20 protein-coding genes are annotated in these 19,480 nt (G+C 67.6%); 16 read left to right on the top strand and 4 right to left on the bottom strand.

Annotated elements, in window-relative coordinates:
* Positions 1-5 precede the first annotated feature (5 nt).
* Genes priA through hisI form a run of 4 tightly spaced genes read left to right on the top strand, consistent with a single transcriptional unit; the run spans position 6 to position 2,688 of the window.
* Positions 6-746: a bifunctional 1-(5-phosphoribosyl)-5-((5-phosphoribosylamino)methylideneamino)imidazole-4-carboxamide isomerase/phosphoribosylanthranilate isomerase PriA gene (gene priA, locus QGN32_RS00665; RefSeq protein WP_326546777.1), complete on the top strand. Its 741-nt coding sequence runs from the start codon at positions 6-8 to the stop codon at positions 744-746.
* Positions 747-1,562: an inositol monophosphatase family protein gene (locus QGN32_RS00660; RefSeq protein ID WP_326546776.1), complete on the top strand. Its 816-nt coding sequence runs from the start codon at positions 747-749 to the stop codon at positions 1,560-1,562.
* A complete protein-coding gene (gene hisF / locus QGN32_RS00655; RefSeq protein WP_326546775.1) occupies positions 1,562-2,344 on the top strand; it encodes an imidazole glycerol phosphate synthase subunit HisF in 783 nt (260 codons plus the stop codon). Before QGN32_RS00660 ends, hisF begins: the two co-directional genes overlap by 1 nt.
* Positions 2,341-2,688, top strand: a complete 348-nt coding sequence (gene hisI, locus QGN32_RS00650) for a phosphoribosyl-AMP cyclohydrolase (protein ID WP_326546774.1) — start codon at positions 2,341-2,343, stop codon at positions 2,686-2,688. The genes hisF and hisI overlap by 4 nt, the downstream gene beginning before the upstream one ends.
* Before the next feature lie 53 nt (positions 2,689-2,741).
* On the opposite strand, the gene QGN32_RS00645 is transcribed toward hisI, so the two are convergent.
* Positions 2,742-3,206: a peroxiredoxin gene (locus QGN32_RS00645; protein WP_326546773.1), complete on the bottom strand. Its 465-nt coding sequence runs from the start codon at positions 3,204-3,206 to the stop codon at positions 2,742-2,744.
* A gap of 189 nt (positions 3,207-3,395) precedes the next feature.
* Here QGN32_RS00645 and QGN32_RS00640 point away from each other — a divergent pair, with 189 nt between their 5' ends.
* From QGN32_RS00640 to QGN32_RS00585, 12 genes are all read left to right on the top strand, one after another.
* The gene (locus tag QGN32_RS00640; RefSeq protein WP_326546772.1) at positions 3,396-4,901 is read left to right on the top strand and encodes an anthranilate synthase component I; all 1,506 of its coding nucleotides are present in this window, start codon (positions 3,396-3,398) and stop codon (positions 4,899-4,901) included.
* Positions 4,898-5,491 (top strand): TIGR02234 family membrane protein, encoded by a 594-nt coding sequence (locus QGN32_RS00635; protein ID WP_326546771.1) that lies wholly within the window; start codon positions 4,898-4,900, stop codon positions 5,489-5,491. Before QGN32_RS00640 ends, QGN32_RS00635 begins: the two co-directional genes overlap by 4 nt.
* A 77-nt stretch (positions 5,492-5,568) precedes the next feature.
* Positions 5,569-6,387 carry an indole-3-glycerol phosphate synthase TrpC gene (trpC, locus tag QGN32_RS00630; RefSeq protein ID WP_326546770.1) on the top strand — a complete coding sequence of 273 codons (819 nt, stop codon included), beginning with the start codon at positions 5,569-5,571 and terminating at the stop codon, positions 6,385-6,387.
* 3 nt (positions 6,388-6,390) lie between these two features.
* Positions 6,391-7,650, top strand: coding sequence for a tryptophan synthase subunit beta (gene trpB, locus QGN32_RS00625; RefSeq protein ID WP_326546769.1), 1,260 nt, complete (start codon positions 6,391-6,393; stop codon positions 7,648-7,650).
* Positions 7,647-8,435, top strand: coding sequence for a tryptophan synthase subunit alpha (gene trpA, locus QGN32_RS00620; RefSeq protein WP_326546768.1), 789 nt, complete (start codon positions 7,647-7,649; stop codon positions 8,433-8,435). The genes trpB and trpA overlap by 4 nt, the downstream gene beginning before the upstream one ends.
* Positions 8,432-10,681 (top strand): prolipoprotein diacylglyceryl transferase, encoded by a 2,250-nt coding sequence (lgt, locus tag QGN32_RS00615; RefSeq protein ID WP_326546767.1) that lies wholly within the window; start codon positions 8,432-8,434, stop codon positions 10,679-10,681. Before trpA ends, lgt begins: the two co-directional genes overlap by 4 nt.
* A gap of 65 nt (positions 10,682-10,746) precedes the next feature.
* Entirely contained in the window at positions 10,747-12,183 is a 1,437-nt protein-coding gene (locus tag QGN32_RS00610; RefSeq protein WP_326546766.1) for an HNH endonuclease signature motif containing protein, read from the top strand.
* Positions 12,184-12,348: 165 nt separating this feature from the next.
* Positions 12,349-12,768 carry a TM2 domain-containing protein gene (locus QGN32_RS00605; protein ID WP_326546765.1) on the top strand — a complete coding sequence of 140 codons (420 nt, stop codon included), beginning with the start codon at positions 12,349-12,351 and terminating at the stop codon, positions 12,766-12,768.
* Positions 12,758-13,168 carry a DUF2752 domain-containing protein gene (locus QGN32_RS00600; protein WP_326546764.1) on the top strand — a complete coding sequence of 137 codons (411 nt, stop codon included), beginning with the start codon at positions 12,758-12,760 and terminating at the stop codon, positions 13,166-13,168. The genes QGN32_RS00605 and QGN32_RS00600 overlap by 11 nt, the downstream gene beginning before the upstream one ends.
* Positions 13,165-13,341: a hypothetical protein gene (locus tag QGN32_RS00595; protein ID WP_326549248.1), complete on the top strand. Its 177-nt coding sequence runs from the start codon at positions 13,165-13,167 to the stop codon at positions 13,339-13,341. The genes QGN32_RS00600 and QGN32_RS00595 overlap by 4 nt, the downstream gene beginning before the upstream one ends.
* 269 nt (positions 13,342-13,610) lie before the next feature.
* Complete coding sequence (pyk, locus tag QGN32_RS00590; RefSeq protein WP_326546763.1) at positions 13,611-15,029, top strand: pyruvate kinase; 1,419 nt, start codon at positions 13,611-13,613, stop codon at positions 15,027-15,029.
* Between the two features lie 13 nt (positions 15,030-15,042).
* Entirely contained in the window at positions 15,043-15,918 is an 876-nt protein-coding gene (locus QGN32_RS00585) for an acyl-CoA thioesterase II (protein WP_326546762.1), read from the top strand.
* On the opposite strand, the gene QGN32_RS00580 is transcribed toward QGN32_RS00585, so the two are convergent.
* From QGN32_RS00580 to cydD, 3 genes are read right to left on the bottom strand one after another with little or no spacing between them, the layout of a single operon-like run.
* On the bottom strand, positions 15,915-16,445 hold the full coding sequence (locus tag QGN32_RS00580) for a DUF4190 domain-containing protein (RefSeq protein WP_326546761.1): 531 nt from the start codon (positions 16,443-16,445) through the stop codon (positions 15,915-15,917). The two genes, QGN32_RS00585 and QGN32_RS00580, sit on opposite strands and share 4 nt — an antisense overlap.
* Complete coding sequence (locus QGN32_RS00575) at positions 16,442-17,932, bottom strand: ATP-binding cassette domain-containing protein (protein ID WP_326546760.1); 1,491 nt, start codon at positions 17,930-17,932, stop codon at positions 16,442-16,444. The genes QGN32_RS00580 and QGN32_RS00575 overlap by 4 nt, the downstream gene beginning before the upstream one ends.
* Positions 17,925-19,475, bottom strand: coding sequence for a thiol reductant ABC exporter subunit CydD (gene cydD, locus QGN32_RS00570; RefSeq protein ID WP_326546759.1), 1,551 nt, complete (start codon positions 19,473-19,475; stop codon positions 17,925-17,927). The genes QGN32_RS00575 and cydD overlap by 8 nt, the downstream gene beginning before the upstream one ends.
* Between the last annotated feature and the right edge of the window lie 5 nt (positions 19,476-19,480).

Below are 19,480 nucleotides of genomic sequence, written 5' to 3'. Positions count from 1 at the left end.
CCGACGTGCCGCAACGATTGATTCTTCTGCCCGCCGTCGACGTGGTCGAGGGCCGCGCCGTGCGTCTGGTGCAGGGCCAGGCGGGCAGCGAGACCGAATACGGCTCCGCGCTGGAGGCCGCGCTCACGTGGCAGCGCGACGGTGCGGAGTGGATCCACCTCGTCGATCTGGATGCCGCGTTCGGCCGGGGCAGCAACCGCGAACTGCTGGCCGAGGTCGTCGGCAAGCTCGACGTGGCGGTGGAATTGTCCGGCGGCATCCGCGACGACGATTCGTTGTCGGCGGCGCTGGCGACCGGCTGTGCCCGCGTCAACCTTGGCACCGCGGCGCTGGAGAACCCGCAGTGGTGCGCGAAAGTCGTGGCCCAACATGGCGAGAAAGTGGCTGTGGGGCTGGACGTGAAGATCGTCGACGGTGATCACCGGCTCCGCGGCCGCGGCTGGGAGACCGACGGTGGCGACCTTTGGGAGGTGCTCGAACGGCTTGACCGGGAGGGCACCTCACGCTTCGTCGTCACCGATGTCACCAAGGACGGCACGCTCAACGGACCCAACCTCGAACTGCTGTCGCAGGTAACCGAGCGCACCGATGCCCCGGTGATCGCGTCCGGAGGGGTGTCGAGCCTGGACGACCTGCGCGCGATCGCGACGTTGACCGACCGCGGGGTGGAGGGGGCGATCGTCGGAAAAGCGTTGTACGCCGGGCGCTTCACGCTACCTGAGGCACTGGCCGCGGTGGAGCGGTAGATGGCGCTGGACGCGGCCGACCTCGACGCCCTGGTCGCCGAAGCCGCGCAGATCCTCGACGATGCCGCCGTCCCGTTCATCGAAGGCCACCGCGCGGACTCGGCCGTGCAGAAGAAGGGCAACGACTTCGCCACCGAGGTGGATCTGGCCATCGAACGCCAGGTCACTTCGGCGTTGACCAAGAGAACCGGCATCGAGGTGCACGGCGAGGAGTTCGGCGGTGCGGACCTGAACTCGCCGCTGCTGTGGGTGCTGGACCCGATCGACGGCACCTTCAACTACGCCGCCGGTTCGCCGATGGCTGCCATCCTGCTCGGCCTGGTGCGCGACGGGGAACCGGTGGCCGGTCTGACATGGGTGCCGTTCACCGGACAACGGTTCACCGCCGTGGTCGGAGGACCGTTGCGCAGCAACGGGGTCGAGCAGCCCGCATTGAAGCCCGCGGATCTCTCGGACTCGATCGTCGGGGTCAGCACGTTCAACGTCGACTCCCGCGGCAGGGTGCCGGGACGCTACCGACTGGGCGTGGTCGAGAGCCTCAGCCGCAAATGCTCACGGATGCGTATGCATGGTGCTACCGGCATCGACCTGGCCTATACGGCGGCGGGAATCCTTGGCGGCGCAGTCAGTTTCAGTGGCCACGTGTGGGATCATGCCGCCGGGGTGGCGTTGATCCGCGCGGCCGGCGGCGTCGTGACCGACCTCGCGGGCAACGACTGGACGGTCGATTCCCCGTCGGCGCTCGCCGGGGTGCCCGGCCTGCACGGTCAGCTGCTCGATCTGCTCCGCGCGGTCGGCGATCCCGAGTACTTCTGATGAACGCGAAGGACCTGGCCGTACGGATCATCCCGTGCCTGGACGTCGACGACGGTCGGGTGGTCAAGGGCGTCAACTTCGAGAACCTGCGCGACGCCGGCGATCCCGTGGAGTTGGCCGCGGCCTACGACGCCGAGGGCGCCGACGAACTGACGTTCCTCGATGTGACCGCGTCCTCCTCGGGGCGGGCCACCATGCTCGAGGTCGTGAAGCGGACCGCCGAGCAGGTGTTCATCCCGTTGACGGTCGGCGGCGGGGTGCGCTCGGTCGCCGATGTCGACGTGCTGCTGCGGGCCGGTGCCGACAAGGTCGCGGTGAACACTGCGGCGATCGCGCGGCCCGAACTGCTCGCCGAGTTGTCGCGGCAGTTCGGATCGCAGTGCATCGTCTTGTCGGTCGACGCCCGCACCGTGCCGCGGGACCAGGAGCTGACGCCGTCGGGCTGGGAGGTCACCACGCACGGCGGGCGTCGGGGCACCGGGTTCGACGCCATCGAATGGGCAACGCGCGGAGCCGAACTCGGTGTCGGTGAGATCTTGCTGAACTCGATGGACTTCGACGGCACCAAGGCCGGCTTCGATCTTGCGATGATCACCGCGGTGCGCGGAGCCGTCAACGTTCCGGTGATCGCCAGCGGCGGTGCCGGTGCGCCAGAGCATTTCGCCCCTGCCGTCGCCGCCGGGGCGGACGCCGTGCTGGCCGCCAGCGTGTTCCACTTCCGCGAACTCACCATCGGTCAGGTGAAGGCCGCGATGGCGGCGGAAGGGATCGTGGTGCGGTGACTTTGGATGCGGACATCGCTTCGCGGCTCAAGCGCGACGCCAACGGGTTGATCACCGCGGTCGTCCAGGAACGCGGCACCGGGCGGGTGCTGATGGTGGCTTGGATGGACGATCTCGCGTTGGCCCGCACGCTGGAGACCCGCCGCGGGACCTATTATTCGCGGTCGCGCCAGGAGCATTGGGTCAAAGGGGAGACGTCGGGCCACACGCAGTACGTCCACTCGGTGCGCCTCGACTGTGACGGCGACACCGTGTTGCTCGAGGTCGACCAGGTCGACGGCGCCTGCCACACCGGCGAACACAGTTGCTTCGACGCCGACCAGCTGCTGGGGCCGGAGGTTTGAACTTTTCAGCGCCGATTCTGCGCCACAGAAGCCAGTGAGGGGTCGAACCCGTGTCACGCCGACTGTCGTTGGCGCAGCACCTCGAGTGCCTTGTCGGCGTGGCGGTCCATGCTGATCTCCGAAGCGATCACGGCCAGCACGGTGCGGTCGGTGTCGATCACGAAGGTGGTCCGCTTCACGGGCATGAACTTGCCGAGCAGGCCGCGCTTCACGCCGAACTGCGTTGCGACGGTGCCGTCGGAATCCGAGAGCAGCGGATAGTCGAACCCTTCCTTGTCGGCGAATTTCGCCTGCTTGTCGACCGCATCGGTGCTGATGCCGACCCGGCCTGCGCCGACCGCGGCGAATTCGGCCGCCAGGTCGCGGAAATGGCAGGCCTCCTTGGTGCAGCCGGGCGTCATCGCCGCGGGATAGAAGAACAACACGATCGGCCCATCGGCGAGCAACTCGCGCAGGCTTCGCACCTTTCCTGTCTGGTCGGGCAGTTCGAATTCGGCTACCTGATCGCCCTGATTCATGCACGTCACGCTACGCCTGACGCGTGCGATCGAGGCGATCGTGCCAATCAATCGCCAGACCGACGTTTTGGCCGGCTTCGGGCCATCGGATCGACCATTGCGTCGGTTTCAAGGTCTGCCAATCCGACGGCGAACCCGCTGACGGCTGCGTCGTCCTGCCCGCCGGGGTGCGTCTGGGAGACTTGACGCGTGCAAACCACCTCGCGCGAGGACTTCCGGGCGCTGGCCGTCGGGCACCGTGTGGTGCCGGTGACCCGCAAGGTGCTTGCCGACAGCGAGACCCCGCTGTCGGCGTACCGCAAGCTGGCCGCCAATCGGCCCGGGACGTTCCTGCTGGAGTCGGCCGAGAACGGCCGGTCGTGGTCGCGGTGGTCGTTCATCGGCGCCGGTGCCCCGTCGGCGCTGACCGTCCGCGACGGCGAGGCGGTGTGGCTGGGCACGACGCCGCGCGACGCGCCGCAGGGCGGTGATCCGCTGGCGGCGCTGCGCGCGACGCTGGAACTGCTCAAGACCGAACCGCTGCCGGGTCTGCCGCCGCTGTCGAGCGGGCTCGTCGGCTTCTTCGCCTACGACATGGTGCGACGCCTGGAGAAGCTGCCGTCGCGGACCGTCGACGATCTCGGCCTGCCGGACATGCTGTTGCTGCTGGCCACCGACATCGCCGCGGTCGACCACCACGAGGGCACGATCACTCTGATCGCCAATGCGGTGAACTGGAACGGCACCGACGAGCGGGTGGATTGGGCGTACGACGACGCCGTCGCGCGCCTCGACGTCATGACCGCGGCGCTCGGTGAGCACCTGCCGTCCTCGGTCGCGACGTTCAGCAGACCCGACCCGCTGCACCGCGCTCAGCGCTCGGTTGAGGAGTACGAGGGCATCGTCGAAAAGCTGGTGGGCGACATCGAGGCCGGTGAGGCCTTCCAGGTGGTGCCGTCGCAGCGCTTCGAGATGGACACCGACGCCGATCCGCTTGATGTGTACCGGATGCTGCGGGTGACCAACCCGAGCCCGTACATGTATCTGCTCAACGTGCCGAACGCCGCAGGGGGAGCGGACTTCTCGGTCGTCGGATCCAGCCCGGAAGCATTGGTCACGGTCAAGGACGGCCGGGCGACCACACATCCGATCGCGGGCACGCGGTGGCGCGGCGCGACCGACGAGGAGGATCTGCTGCTGGAAAAGGAGTTGCAGGCCGACGAGAAGGAACGCGCCGAGCACCTGATGCTCGTCGACCTGGGCCGCAACGACCTGGGCCGGGTCTGCCGGCCCGGCACCGTGCGCGTCGAGGACTACAGCCACATCGAGCGCTACAGCCACGTCATGCACCTGGTGTCGACGGTGACCGGGCTGTTGGCCGAGGGCAAGAGTGCGCTCGACGCGGTGACCGCCTGTTTCCCCGCGGGCACGTTGTCGGGTGCTCCGAAGGTGCGGGCGATGGAACTCATCGAGGAGGTCGAGAAGACCCGCCGCGGCCTGTACGGCGGGGTGCTGGGATACCTCGACTTCGCAGGCAACGCCGATTTCGCGATCGCGATCCGCACTGCGCTGATGCGTGACGGCACCGCCTATGTACAGGCGGGCGGCGGCGTCGTCGCCGACTCCGACGGGCTCTACGAGTACACCGAAGCCGCGAACAAGGCCCGTGCGGTGCTCAACGCGGTCGCCGCCGCCGAAACGTTGACCGAGCCGTGATCAGGGTCGCGCAAATCGGTCTTGTCCTCGCGGCGGCGGGGTTGTGGGCGGCCTCGCGGATGACCTGGGTCGAGGTGACCTCGTTCGACGGCCTCGGACAGCCGAAGGCGGTAGTCCTGACAGGCGGTACGTGGTCGACCGCATTGGTGCCGCTGGCGATGCTGTTGTTGGCCGCCGCGGTGGCCGCGTTGGCGGTGCGCGGGTGGCCGCTGCGGATACTGGCGTTGCTGGTCGCGGCGGCCAGCGCCGGGACCGCCTACCTGGCGATCAGCCTGTGGGTGATCGTGGACGTGGCGGTCCGCGCCTCACACCTCGCCGAGGCGCCCGTGGCGGACCTGATCGGGAGCCAGCGGCACTACGTCGGCGCGGTGATCACGGTGGCCGCGGCGGTGGTTGCGCTCGCTTGTGCGGTGCTGTTGATGAGGGCCGCCGGCGGCGAGCGCTCCGGTACGGAGCGGTACTCGCGACGAGTCGCAAAACAGCCTGACGAACCCGCTGCCCAGATGTCCGAGCGCGCGATCTGGGACGCCCTCGACACGGGCTCCGATCCGACGCAAGACGCCACGAAACCGGACAACAAGGGCCGGTGATCCGGGATGTTCCGGTGGCGGCTACCCTTCGTTGTTGAAGATCGTTCGACGTTGTCCGGGGAAGGGAAGCGGCACTCATGAGTTCGGCGACGGTGCTCGACTCGATCATCGAGGGAGTCCGCGCCGATGTCGCCGCCCGCGAAGCCGTCGTTCCGCTCGCCGACGTCAAGGCCAGAGCCAAGGACGCGCCGCCCCCGCTGAATGTGCTGGCGGCACTGCGCGCGCCGGGCATCGCCGTGATCGCCGAAGTGAAGCGTGCGAGCCCATCGCGCGGCACGCTGGCCCCCATCGCGGACCCAGCGGAACTGGCCAGCGCCTACGAGAGCGGTGGTGCGCGCATCATCAGCGTGCTGACCGAACAACGCCGATTCAGCGGGTCGCTCGAGGATCTCGATGCGGTGCGGGCCGTGGTGTCAATCCCGGTGTTGCGCAAGGATTTCATTGTCCGGCCCTACCAGATTCACGAGGCCAGGGCGCACGGTGCGGACATGCTGCTGCTGATCGTCGCGGCATTGGAGCAACCGGTGCTGGAGTCCTTGCTGGAGCGGACCGAGTCGCTGGGCATGACAGCGCTGGTGGAGGTGCACACCGAGGAGGAGGCCGACCGCGCGCTGTCTGCGGGCGCCGCGGTAATCGGGGTGAACGCACGCGATCTCAAGACGTTGAAGGTCGATCGGGATTGCTTCGCGCGGATCGCGCCGGGTTTGCCGACCGACGTCATCCGCGTCGCCGAGTCCGGGGTGCGCGGTACCGCAGATCTGCTGGCGTACGCAGGTGCAGGCGCCGACGCGGTGCTCGTCGGCGAGGGTCTGGTCACCAGCGGGGATCCCCGCACCGCCGTCGCCGACCTGGTGACCGCAGGCACCCATCCGTCGTGCCCGAAACCCGCGCGTTGAGAAGTGGCCGATCTCGCCGGGCCTGAGCTGCCCCGTTCCAGCGCGGCCGTGGCCGAGCCGAGCGCCCACGACCCGGACGAGCGTGGTCACTTCGGGGTCTACGGCGGCAGATTCGTCGCCGAGGCGCTGATGGCCGTGATCGAGGAAGTCACCGCCGCATACGAGAAGGCCCGCGGCGATCAGGCCTTCCTCGACGAGTTGGACCGGTTGCAGCGGCACTACAGCGGCCGCCCGTCACCGCTGTACGAAGCCGAACGACTGTCGGAGCACGCCGGTGGCGCTCGCCTCTTTCTGAAACGAGAAGACCTCAACCACACCGGATCCCACAAGATCAACAACGTGCTCGGCCAGGCGCTGTTGGCCAGGCAGATGGGCAAGACGCGGGTGATTGCGGAGACGGGCGCGGGCCAGCACGGCGTGGCGACCGCTACGGCGTGTGCGCTGCTCGGCCTGGAGTGCGTCATCTACATGGGTGCCGTCGACACCGCTCGGCAGGCGCTGAATGTGGCGCGCATGCGATTGCTCGGTGCGACGGTGGTGTCGGTGGAGGCCGGCTCGAAGACGCTGAAGGACGCCATCAACGAGGCCTTCCGAGATTGGGTGACCAACGCCGACAACACCTATTACTGCTTCGGCACCGCCGCTGGACCCCACCCGTTCCCGACAATGGTGCGTGACTTTCAGCGGGTGATCGGGTTGGAGGCACGTGCGCAGATCCAGGCGCAGGCGGGCCGGTTGCCGGACGCGGTGACTGCGTGCGTCGGCGGAGGGTCGAATGCGATCGGGATCTTCCATGCGTTCATCGACGACCTCAACGTACGGCTGGTGGGTTACGAGGCAGCCGGCGATGGTGTCGAAACAGGCCGTCACGCAGCGACATTCACCGGGGGTTCACCGGGGGCGTTTCAGGGCTCGTTCTCGTACCTATTGCAGGACGAGGATGGTCAGGCGATCGAATCGCATTCGATCTCAGCCGGTTTGGATTACCCGGGAGTCGGCCCGGAGCACGCGTTCCTCAAGGACATCGGCCGCGCGGAGTATCTTCCGATCACCGACACCGAGGCGATGGACGCGTTCTCGTTGCTCTGCCGGACCGAGGGGATCATCCCGGCGATCGAGTCCGCGCACGGTCTCGCCGGGGCTCTGCAACTGGGCCGCGAACTCGGCCGCGGGTCGATCGTGCTGGTGAACCTGTCCGGACGCGGCGACAAGGACGTCGAGACGGCGGCGAAGTGGTTCGGGTTGCTGGACGGTGCGCCATGAGTCGGCTGACGCCGGTGTTCGACGCCTGCAGAAGCGAGGCGCGCAGTGCGTTGATCGGCTACCTGCCGACCGGATTCCCCGATGTGCCGACGTCGATCTCGGCGATGACGGCGCTGATCGAGAACGGGTGCGACCTGGTGGAGGTAGGCATTCCATACTCGGACCCGGGGATGGACGGGCCCACGATCGCGGCTGCCACCGAAGCGGCGCTGCGTGGGGGAGTGCGAGTGCGCGATTCACTGGCGGCGGTCGAGGCGATCAGCGGTGCCGGTGGGCGAGCGGTGGTGATGACGTACTGGAACCTCGTATTACACTGGGGCATAGATGCTTTCGCGCGGGATTTGGCATCGGCCGGTGGGCTCGGGATGATCACCCCCGATTTGATACCCGACGAAGCCGGCGAATGGCTGGAAGCGTCGGAGGCCCACAACCTGGACCGAATCTTCCTCGTGGCACCGTCGTCGACGCCCGAACGGCTGGCGATGACCGTGCGGGCGTCGCGCGGATTCGTCTATGCCGCTTCGACGATGGGAGTGACCGGTGCGCGCGATGCGGTGTCGTCGGCCGCGCCTGAACTGGTGCGCCGGGTGAAGGCCGTCTCGGATATCCCGGTGGGCGTCGGGCTGGGGGTGCGGTCGGGTGCCCAGGCTGCCGAGATCGGCGCCTACGCCGACGGGGTCATCGTGGGATCGGCGTTGGTGTCGGCGTTGCAGAACGGTGTCGACGCGGTGGGCGCGCTGGCCGCTGAGCTCGCGGACGGTGTCAGGCAGAGGATTACCGCGTGACGACGACTGTATTGGCCGCCATTCCAAGCCCAGCCCAGGGTGTCTGGCATATCGGGTCGGTGCCCATTCGGGCATACGCGTTGTGCATCATCGCCGGCATCGTGGCGGCGTTGATCATCGGTGACCGGCGGTGGGAAGCCCGTGGCGGCGAGCGCGGAGTCATCTACGACATCGCGTTGTGGGCGGTGCCATTCGGGTTGATCGGTGGCCGGCTCTACCACGTGATCACCGACTGGTGGCGGTATTTCGGCGACAACGGTGCCGGCCTGGCCGGCGTGTTTCGGATCTGGGACGGCGGTCTCGGCATATGGGGTGCGGTCGCTCTTGGCGGCGTCGGGGCGTGGATTGCCTGTCGTCGTCGGGGCATTCCGCTGCCGGCGTTCGGCGACGCGATTGCGCCGGGAATCATTCTGGCGCAGGGAATCGGCCGAATAGGTAACTACTTCAACCAGGAGCTGTACGGCGCCGAGACGAAGCTGCCCTGGGCGCTGAAGATCTACGAGCGCCGGGACTCCGCCGGCATGATCGACAACCTCAACGGTGTATCGACCGGCGAAGTCGTACATCTTGTCCATCCGACGTTCCTGTACGAACTGCTCTGGAATCTACTGGTTTTCGCAATTCTCATTTACGTCGACCGGCGATTCAAGTTCGGTCACGGGCGATTGTTCGCCTTATATGTCGCGGCCTACTGCCTCGGTCGGTTCTGGATCGAGCTGCTGCGGGTCGATGACGCAACGCTGATCGACGGCGTCCGCATCAACTCGTTCACGGCGACGTTCGTGTTCATCGGGGCTGTCGTATACATAATGGCCGCACCGAAGGGCCGCGAGGATCCCGCAACGCTCAAGGGCAAGGCTCAGCAGGAATCGTCGACGGTCGAAGAGCTCACCGAGGGACTGGCGGCGGCCACTGCGACGACGGGTGTGGTGGCGGCAGCCAAGGCCGCGGCTGCCGAAGACGAGGAATCGGAACCAACGGTGGAGGCCGAGGCGCTCCACGCCGATGTTGCGGAAGGCGAGGAGATCCCGGCCGAGGAAGTGTCGGCGGAGGAGCTTGGCGCCGATGTAGCAGGTGTGCCCGCGGACAGCCTCGAGGAGGCCGAGGAATTCGCCGCAGAGGGCGACGAGGAGTCGCAGGCTGAGCCGGCGGCAGAGGTCGAGGCGGTCGCTGAGGCCGAATCGTTGGCCGAGGATGTGGCTGAGGCGCCGGCGGAGGAGATCGTTGAGGCGGAGGAGTTCGCCGAGGCGGGTGGGGCCGCGGACGTCGGCGGGGTGGGTGCCGTCGAGGGTGAGGAGGCCAGCGACGCGCTGGTCGATGCGGTCGAGGCGCACCAGTCCGCGGTTGAGGGCGAGGCCGTGGCCGAGGAGTTGGCCGACGAGGCGGCCGCAGGGACGGCAGCTGAGCAGCCGGTGAGGCCGAGGCGACTGAGGATGTGGCCGAAGCGTCGGCGAAGGGACAAGGGCGAGGCGGAACCGGCTGCGGTGTTCGACGAAACCCTAGAGGGCGAAGAACCCGCCGACGAGGTTGCGCCTGAAGCGTCCGGAGTGAGCGAGGCGGTCGCTGAGGCCGAATCGTTGGCCGCGGATGTGGCTGAGGCGCCGGCGGAGGAGATCGTTGAGGCGGAGGAGTTCGCCGAGGCGGGTGGGGCCGCGGACGTCGGCGGGGTGGGTGCCGTCGAGGGTGAGGAGGCCAGCGACGCGCTGGTCGATGCGGCCGAGGCGCACGAGTCCGCGGTTGAGGGCGAGGCCGTGGCCGAGGAGTTGGCGGCCGAAGTCGCCGACGTGGACGTCCAGGGCGACGAAGAGAGCGGCGAGGCGGACGCCGGTGATGTCAGTGCTGTCGAGGATGAGGAAGCCAGCGACGCGCTTGTGGATGCGGATGAGAATGACGCACTAGCCGAGGCATTGGCCGACGAAGCCGAAGCGATGGCCGACGCAACTGCGGGCGCGGAGTCAACTGACGAGGCGGCCGAAGTCACTGACGTGGACGTCCAGGGCGACGAAGAGAGTGCCGATGCGGACGCCGGCGATGTGGATGCGGCTGAGGCGCACGAGTCCGCGGTTGAGGGCGAGATCGCGGCCGGCGAGTTGGCCGACACAGCTGCGGAAGCCTCGGCCGCGGAGCCCGCTGAAGCCACGGAGGTCGAAGATGCCGAGGCTGAACCAGCCCGGACACCTGCGGAGCCCGCTGATGGGGACGGTGGCCGCGTGCGCAAGTGGTTGCGCCGTCGCCGGAATCGCTAGACCGCTACAAGAGTAGTCACCGGGGCCACCGCGATTTGTCGGTGGAGGCAAGTAGAGTCGAAAATATGTTCGACGACGCCTCGACCGCAGACCTCCTCACCCTCATGGGTGAGGAGGCTCGGGAGGAGTCCGCGGCGATGGGGCGCAGGTTGGCACTGGTCGCTGAACTCTACGCCCGGCGGGCCAGGGAGTACGAGGAGGCGAAGTTCTTCTTCACCGACGTTCCCGTTGCCGTGGCGGCAGAGATATCACCGGTACAGAACATCAGCCATGCCCGGGCCCTCGGTCAGGTTCGGGTGGCAAAGGCATTGCGCGAGCGGCTTCCCCGGGTGGCGGAAGTGTTTCGACGTGGGTGGATCGATTACCGGGTGGTGGCCACCATCATGTCTCGCACGCAGAACGTCGAAGCCGACATCATGGTTGGACTAGACGAGGCATTGGCCGCCAAGTCCGAGAAGTGGATGAAGCTCTCGGGTCCCAAACTGGTTGACCGCGTGGACATGTTCGTCACGCGTTTCGACCCGGAAGCGGTGCGGATTCCGAGAAAAGTCGAGAACAACCGCCATATCGATATCGATCCGGGCGCTCCGGGTATGGCATGGCTCTCGGGCAATCTGCGCGCCACTGACGGTGCGGCACTCGACGACCGGCTTAATGCTCTAGCCGCCACCGTGTGCGAGAACGATCCGCGCACTGTAGGGCAGCGTCGTGCTGACGCATGTGGACCGCTGGCTCGCGGCGAGGCCACCCTGCCCTGCGAATGCGGGCTGGACGACTGCCCGGCGACCGCGGAGCGTGCGGCTGTCGCGACAGCGGTAATCCACGTGCTGGCCGAACTGGGCACCCTCGATGGAACCAGTGACAAGCCCGGCTACTTGAAGGGTTTCGGAGTGCTGCCCGCCGATTCGGTTAGGAAGTTGGCGAAGAACGCGATAGTGAAACCGGTAACGCTGCCAGACGCAAACGCCGAGGCTGAAGCCGCCTACCGGCCGCGCGCGGCATTGCGGGACTTCTTGCAGTGGCGGGATTTGACGTGCCGGTGGCCCGGATGCGACAAACCGGCGGAGCGCTGCGACGTCGACCACACGACGCCGTGGCCGCAAGGGAAAACACATCCGTCCAACACCAAGCATTATTGCCGTACTCATCATTTGGTCAAGACCTTCTTCTGTGGAGTCGGTGGTTGGACCGATAGACAATTGCCTGACGGCACGGTCGAGTTGATCGCACCAACCGGGCACCTGTGGCGAAGCGAGCCTCATGGCGCAGGCATGTTCCCGGCGCTCGGGCAGTCGACGGGTGAACTCGATATCCCGGCCGATATCGCACCCGACGGCAGCGTCGACCGGTCCGTGATGATGCCTCGCCGTAAACAGACCCGAGAGGACGATCTTCGCGACCGGATCAAGGCCGAACGCCGTCAGCGCGCCGAACTGATCGCTGAAGAAGAGCGCCAGCGTCAAGCCTGGCTGGCCGCCAACTACGAACCGCCGCCTTTCTAGAGCCGTCCGACTGCAGCAAACCCGGACCGAACGCGGCAAATACATAGGCCGGCAACTAGATTCGTTCCCGGGCGACGGCGCCGTTGGACCGTGGTCGTCCCTACGTGCGAAAGGGCTGGATCGTCCTACTTACCCGGCCTACACGTGTCTGGCATGCTGGGTGCCATGACTGAGCCGCAGTTCGGCGGTAGTGAGCAGGGCAGCGCCCCTCCACCGCCCCCACAGCAGTCGGATTACCAGCCGCAATACCCGCCTCCGCGCGGCGAGTACGGTCCGCCGCCAGGAAGCTATCCACCCGCCTATGCCGATCCGATGGCCCCCTATGGTCGTCATCCCTTGACGGGTGAGCCGTACTCGGACAAGTCGAAAGTGATCGCGGGTCTACTGCAGCTGCTCGGTATTTTCGGCCTGGTCGGTATCGGTCGTATCTACCTCGGCTACACGGGCCTCGGTGTCGCCCAACTGGTCGTCGGCCTGATCACCTGCGGCGTCGGTGCCATCATCTGGGGCATCATCGACGCCATACTGCTGCTCACCGATAAGGTCCGCGATCCTATGGGGCGCCCTCTGCGTGATGGCACCTAGCACGGGTACGAACCGCAGACAGCTGTACGGTGCGCTCGGCACCGGCGCTCTGCTGGCTGGCGCATTGGCCTACATCGGCATCGCCGACCCGCACCGCCCGGCCTCCGTTTTCCTTGCTTGCCCCTTCAAGGCAGTCACCGGACTGAACTGCCCCGCCTGCGGTGGCCTGCGAATGACGCACGACCTGCTGCATGGCGACCTCGCCGCCGCTGTGGTCGACAATGTGTACCTGCTCATCGGGCTTCCGCTATTGCTGACATGGCTTCTTGTTCGGTGGCGACAACATAAACCGTTGATGAACACACCGGTCGTCATCGTGATCATCGCCTCGGCCTTGACCTGGACGGTGGTGCGCAACCTCCCTGGATTCCCGCTGGTTCCCACGATTCTCGACGGGTGAGCCCGCGCCGCGCCGATACGAGTGCGGGGTTGGGTGCAGTCCCGGGGCCGGCAGGTCACGAGCTCACCATCTACGAACCCGACGACCGCGTGCGCTACGGCATCTCCGAATACCGGCTGGAAAAGGCGACGCTGAATCAGCGGCTGGCTCAGATGCGCGCGGACGGAACGTGATTCGACACCGAGACCGAAGTGGGTGCGACGTGGCCGATAGTGCTGCGGCTCTTGCGGTACAGCGGTTCATCGGTGACGAGCGAGGCCCCCGGAGGGCGCTCGAGATCGCCGAGGTGAAGGCCGAATGTGGTCGCGAGCGGTCGTCGCGTCGTCGCCCCGGTCGGCGAGCCGATGGAGATTGGCGGGGAGTCGGATCTGCCCGCTGCGATGTCCCCAGGTGCGTTTTCGCTGGCCGTCGTCTGAATCGATAACGACTATGCTCGAGTGTCGTGAATAGACGCGGAAAGATCGTCTGCACCCTCGGTCCGGCCACCGCGACCGATGACGCTGTCCGTGCGCTGGTCGTGGCGGGAATGGACGTCGCTCGCCTCAACTTCAGCCATGGCGATTACGCCGACCACGAAGCCAATTACAAACGTGTCCGGGCGGCATCGGACGCCACCGGCCACGCGGTCGGCATCCTCGCCGACCTCCAAGGCCCCAAAATCCGGCTTGGCCGATTCAAGGACGGACCCACCTTCTGGGCCGCCGGAGAGACGGTGCGCATCACCGTCGATGACGTCGAGGGCACTCCGGATCGGGTGTCCACCACTTATAAGCGCCTGGCCCAGGACGCCACCGCCGGTGACCGGGTACTTGTCGACGACGGCAACGTCGGCTTGGTCGTCGAGAGAATCGACGGCAACGACGTCATCTGCACGGTCACCGAGGGCGGACCGGTCAGCAACAACAAGGGCATGTCGCTGCCCGGGATGAACGTGTCCGCTCCGGCGCTTTCCGACAAGGATGTCGACGACCTCGAGTTCGCCCTGCGTCTCGGGGTGGACTTCGTCGCACTGTCGTTCGTGCGCTCACCCGCCGACATCGAACTCGTGCACGAGGTGATGGATCGCCTTGGCCGGCGCGTGCCCGTCATCGCCAAGCTCGAAAAGCCCGAAGCCATAGACAACCTCGAGGCCGTCGTGCTGGCTTTCGACGCCATCATGGTCGCCCGCGGCGACCTCGGCGTGGAGCTGCCGCTGGAGGAAGTCCCTCTGGTACAGAAGCGTGCGATCCAAATGGCAAGGGAGAACGCCAAACCCGTCATCGTCGCCACTCAGATGCTGGAGTCGATGATCGATAGCTCCCGACCCACTCGGGCTGAGGCATCCGACGTCGCCAACGCGATCCTCGACGGCACCGATGCGGTGATGCTGTCCGGCGAGACGTCCGTCGGCAAGTATCCGCTCGAAACCGTCAAGACGATGGCCCGCATCATCGAGGCGGTCGAGGAGAATTCGGTGGCGGCGCCGCCACTGACGCATGTGCCCCGCACGAAGCGTGGCGTCATCTCATACGCCGCCCGCGATATCGGTGAGCGCCTCGACGCCAAGGCGTTGGTGGCCTACACCCAGTCGGGTGACACGGTGCGCAGGGTGGCGCGGTTGCACACGCCGCTGCCGCTGCTGGCGTTCACCGCGCTGCCGGAGGTGCGCAGCCAGCTGGCGCTGAGCTGGGGCACCGAGACATTCATCGTGCCGCACATCCAAACCACGGACGGGATGATCCGTCAGGTCGACAAGTGCCTGTTGGAACTCGGCCGTTACCGGCGCGGCGACCTGGTGGTCGTCATCGCCGGCATCCCACCGGGCACAGTAGGCTCCACGAATCTGATCCATGTGCACCGGATCGGGGAGGACGACGTTTAACGGGAGGATCGGAGTGTCAGGGTCAGCGGACTTCGACGAGCTGCTCGCGATACTTCACCTCCGCCAGACCGACGACGACATCTACGTCGGCTCGCATCCCAGCAGGAACCCGGTGCGCACCTTCGGCGGCCAGATGATGGCCCAGTCGTTCGTGGCGGCCAGCCGCAGCCTCAAGCATCCGACGCCGCCGAGCGCGCTGTCGGCTCATTTCATCGCCGGTGGCGACCCGAAGAAGGATCTCGAGTTCCACGTCGTGCGGCTGCGCGACGAGCGTCGCTTCGCCAACCGTCGTGTCGACGTGATGCAGGACGGTCAGCTGCTGACCACCGCGATGGTGTCTTTCCTGTCCGGCGGCCACAGCCTGGAGCACGGCATCACGCCGCCGGACCTGCCTGATCCGCAGTCGGTACCGCCGGTGGACGAGCTGCTGCGCGGTTATGAGGATGTCGTCCCGCATTTCGTCAACGCGCTGCGCCCGATCGACTGGCGCTACACGAACGATCCGAGCTGGGTGATGCGCGACAAGGGAGACAAGCTCACGCACAACCGGGTCTGGATGACGGCGCTGGGACCGATGCCGGAGGACCCGGTGTTGCACGCGGCCGCGCTGGTCTACTCGTCGGACACCACGGTCCTCGACTCGATCATCACTACGCACGGCCTGTCGTGGGGCTACGACCGGATCTTCGCGGTCACCGCCAACCATTCGGTCTGGTTCCACCGCCCCGTGCGCTTCGACGACTGGCTGCTGTACTCCACGGCCTCACCGGTGGCCGCCGACTCCCGCGGCCTGGGCGTCGGGCACTTCTTCGACCGTTCCGGCCTGCCGATCGCCACCGTGGTGCAGGAAGGGATTGTCAAGTACTTCCCGCCCCGTCCCGCTGACTAGGGGATCGGTGTCAGGGTGACCGAGAACTGGTCCTCGACGCGTTGCTGGAATTCGTCGGCGCACTGCTCCCTGGCGTCTCGGTCATTGCCCGCGCGCGATATGCAGTCGATGTAATCGGTGCCGCCCGCCTCGTTGAAACCCCAGACGACCAGCCAGATGACCACGATCGCTTCGATGATGCTCAAAAAGCCGAGCACGATGCCGGCCATGGCGACGCCGCCGTTGGTGGCTTCGCCACGCTTGGCCCTGCGCCAGCCGATGAAGCCAAGGATCACCGCGACGACGCCGAGCACGACGCCGCCGAACGCGGACAGCAGCGCGATGATCGCGACCACCAGGGCCGCGATGCCGATGCCGTTCTTGGGAGCGGTTGGCGGCGGCGGGTACGCGTAACCGGGCGGTGGCGGCGGGGGATAGCTGCCCGGGTAGGCCCCGTACTGCGGCTGCTGCGGCGGTGGGGGCTGCTGCGGCGGTGGGGGAGACGGAGGTGTTTGCGACGGCGTCTCGGGCTGGTCCGGTTCGCTCATGCGGAGGAGGTTACTCCGCGAGCAGCGAGAATGAGGGTAGGACACTCAAGCCGAGCCGGCAGATGATGGGTGGCGACGACGACCGTGCGGTCGGCGGGGAAAAGGCCGCCGGGCGTGAGCAGTTCGGTCAGGATCTGGCTGCCGTCGGCGGCGTCGAGGTGTTCGGTCGGTTCATCGAGCAGCACCGTCGCCGCCGGGCAGAGTAGGGCGCGCGCCAACAGGAGTCGCCTGCGCTGCCCGGCGGATACGGCGGCCGCCCCGCCGGCCAGCACTGTCGACAACCCGTCCGGCAGCGCGTCGAGCCAGTCGCCAAGACCGACGCGCCGCAGCGTGATTCGGATCTCGTCATCGTTGGCATCGCCGCGGGCCACCAACATGTTGTCCCGTACCGTGGTGGCGAACAGATGGGCGTCTTCTGCGAAAAAGACTGCAGTCGGCCGGGTTTCGGCGATCGACAACAACAGCGTGGTCTTGCCCGACCCGCTGGGGCCCAGGATTGCGAGCCGGTCGCCGGCGGCGAGTGTGACGTCGGGAGCCGGCGGCCGGTTTCGTGGCGAGTCGATCGGCGCGGTGAGTTCGGCGAGCCGGCGGGCGGCGATGCGAGACCTGGTGAGCTGCACGGCGGCCGCCGGCAGGGCAGCGGTCGCTTCGAACGCCGACAGTGGCAACAGCATCAGGATCGCAAGGGTCGTCGGTGCGACCGAGTCGGCGATCGCGATCGCCGCCACCACGGCGCCGAATACGCTGACGCCGATCGCCGCCGTCGAGGCCGCGGCGGCCACCGCGGCGGGGGCGGTCGCCCGGTCCGTCGCCCGGCCCCAGTCGCGCTGTCTTCGGTCGGCCTCGGCGATGACCGCGTCGAGGCGGCCGCTGACGCGGAGCTCCGGCGCATGCTCGAGGGCGAGCATCACCGCCACGTCTCGACCCGAATGATGTTGGACGGCAACGGCTTCAGTTGCCGCAGCGGCGTGAGCGGCCACCGATGGTGCGACGACGCCCGCGATCAACAGGCAAAGGGCCAGGACGACCGCCGCCTCGACGGAGATGACGCCGATCCCGACAACCGCGGCCGCTGCGAGCAGGGCCGCCACGGCGATCGGCAGCACCGCACGCACCACCACGTCGGCGAGGTCGTCGACCGACGCGCCGATCCGGGCGACCAGCTCGCCGCTCGGCATCCGCATTGCGGTGTCGGCAGGCGCTTCGGCCAGCCGGCGATACAGCGTTTCGCGGGTGTCGGCCGCCGAACGCAGCGCGGTGTCGTGCGATGCCAGCCGTTGGCAGTACCCCAGCACCCCACGGGAAATGCCGAGCGCACGAACCGCCACCACCGCGACGGTGAGGTCCAGAACCGGTGGCATCTGCCACGCCCTGGTGATCAGCCATGCCGAGACCGCGGCCAGCGCCAGCGCGCTGCCCAGCGACAGCACACCCAGCAGGACTGCGAGCGACAATCGCCCCAGTCGAGGCCTCAGCAGCTCACGCATCGACCAGATTCCCCAGCGAGAGAACCCGATCGCCGATCGCGCACACCGGATCGCGGTGGCCGACGACCAGCACGGTGGCGCCGGCGCGCGCCCGCCCGACGATCGCGTCGAGGACGCGCGCTTCCATTGCCGCGTCGAGGTGTGACGTCGGTTCATCGAGAAGCAGCACCGGCGCCGCCGAGCCCAGCGTCCGCGCCAGCCCGAGGCGCTGACGCTGGCCAAGCGACAACCCTGTGCCGTCGCGACCGAGCACGGTGTCCAGACCGTCCGGGAGTGTCGCGAGCACTTCGTCGAAACCTGTTGCCCGGCAGGCAGCGTCGAGATCAGGCAGGGGGCCGAACAGCTCGAGGTTGTGACGCACGCTGCCCGGAACCAGCACCGGACGGTGCGGCAGCCACGAGACCTGGCGCCACCACGCCGGCAGGTCGAGGTCGCCGACATCGATTCCGTCGACCGAAACCTGTCCCTGATGCAGTCCGAGCATCGTGTGCAGCAGCGTGGTCTTGCCGGCACCGTTGGAGCCGGTCAGCACGGTCACCCGACCCGGCTCCACATCCGCGTCGAGCGCCCCGAGGCGGATGGTGGCGCCCTCAGCCCGGACGGTCCCGGTTCCCGGGCGCGGCCGTGGCAGCGTGTCGATGAGCCGGAGCGCGGCGTCGGCTGCGGTTCTGCCGTCCTGGGCGGCATGGAACTCCACCCCTACGCGGCGCAGCGGCCAGAACACCTCCGGCGCGAGCAGCAGTGCGGTCAGCCCTGCGCTCAGTGTCATCTCGCCGAAGACCAGGCGCAGCCCGACGCCGACCGCCACCAGCGCGACGCCCAACGTGGCCAGGAGTTCGAGCACCAGTGCGGAAAGGAAGGCGATCCGCAACGTCGCCATCGCCGAACGCCGATGTGCGGCAGCCAGTTCGGCGATACGGGCGGCCGAACCCTCGACTCGTCCCAACGCCCGCAGCGTCGGGATCCCGGCCACCAGGTCGAGCAGCCGCGACTGCAGTGTGGTCATCGCGGCCAGCGCGGCCTCGGAACGTTCCTTGGTCAGCAAGCCGATCAGCACCATGAACACCGGGATGAGCGGCAGCGCGACCAGCACGATGAGCGCCGAGCGCCAGTCGACGGCGGCGATCACCAGCACCGCCGCCGGGGTCAGGATGCCCGCCAGGAACACCGCGGGCAGATAGGCGGTGAGGAACGGCCGTAACCCGTCCAGTCCACGGGTGATCAACGCCGCCGCGCTGCCGCGTTCGACCGCTATCAGTCGCGGCGGCAGCGCGGTGACCGCGTGCAGCACCTGGCCTCCCAGGTCAGCGATGACCTGGGTTGCACCGGTCGATGCGAGCCGACCCTGGTACCAGTGCGCCAGGGTGCGGATTGCCCACAGCGCCAGCACAAGTGCAAGCGAACCTGCCCAGTGCCCGAGATGGCGCGTGTCGGGATCGGTGACGATCCCGGCGACGATCTGGGCCAGCACCACCGCCGCCGCGATCGTGGCGGCGGCGATGGCCACGCCGCAGATCACCGATGCGACCAGATAGCGTCGCATCGGCG

It is taken from the genome of Mycolicibacterium sp. ND9-15 (assembly GCF_035918395.1).
Taxonomy (GTDB): Bacteria; Actinomycetota; Actinomycetes; order Mycobacteriales; family Mycobacteriaceae; genus Mycobacterium.
The sequence above is the reverse complement of the archived record's forward strand: the minus strand, read 5'-3'. Positions and strand labels throughout refer to the sequence as shown.

Bases quoted from the DNA above. Each gene is read 5' to 3' on its own strand.
- QGN32_RS00660 (WP_326546776.1), top strand. From the start codon at position 747: ATGGCGCTGGACGCGGCCGACCTCGACGCCCTGGTCGCCGAAGCCGCG.
- hisF (WP_326546775.1), top strand. From the start codon at position 1,562: ATGAACGCGAAGGACCTGGCCGTACGGATCATCCCGTGCCTGGACGTC.
- QGN32_RS00645 (WP_326546773.1), bottom strand. From the start codon at position 3,206: ATGAATCAGGGCGATCAGGTAGCCGAATTCGAACTGCCCGACCAGACA.
- trpC (WP_326546770.1), top strand. From the start codon at position 5,569: ATGAGTTCGGCGACGGTGCTCGACTCGATCATCGAGGGAGTCCGCGCC.
- trpA (WP_326546768.1), top strand. From the start codon at position 7,647: ATGAGTCGGCTGACGCCGGTGTTCGACGCCTGCAGAAGCGAGGCGCGC.
- QGN32_RS00610 (WP_326546766.1), top strand. From the start codon at position 10,747: ATGTTCGACGACGCCTCGACCGCAGACCTCCTCACCCTCATGGGTGAG.
- QGN32_RS00605 (WP_326546765.1), top strand. From the start codon at position 12,349: ATGACTGAGCCGCAGTTCGGCGGTAGTGAGCAGGGCAGCGCCCCTCCA.
- QGN32_RS00600 (WP_326546764.1), top strand. From the start codon at position 12,758: ATGGCACCTAGCACGGGTACGAACCGCAGACAGCTGTACGGTGCGCTC.
- QGN32_RS00580 (WP_326546761.1), bottom strand. From the start codon at position 16,445: ATGAGCGAACCGGACCAGCCCGAGACGCCGTCGCAAACACCTCCGTCT.
- QGN32_RS00575 (WP_326546760.1), bottom strand. From the start codon at position 17,932: ATGCGTGAGCTGCTGAGGCCTCGACTGGGGCGATTGTCGCTCGCAGTC.
- cydD (WP_326546759.1), bottom strand. From the start codon at position 19,475: ATGCGACGCTATCTGGTCGCATCGGTGATCTGCGGCGTGGCCATCGCC.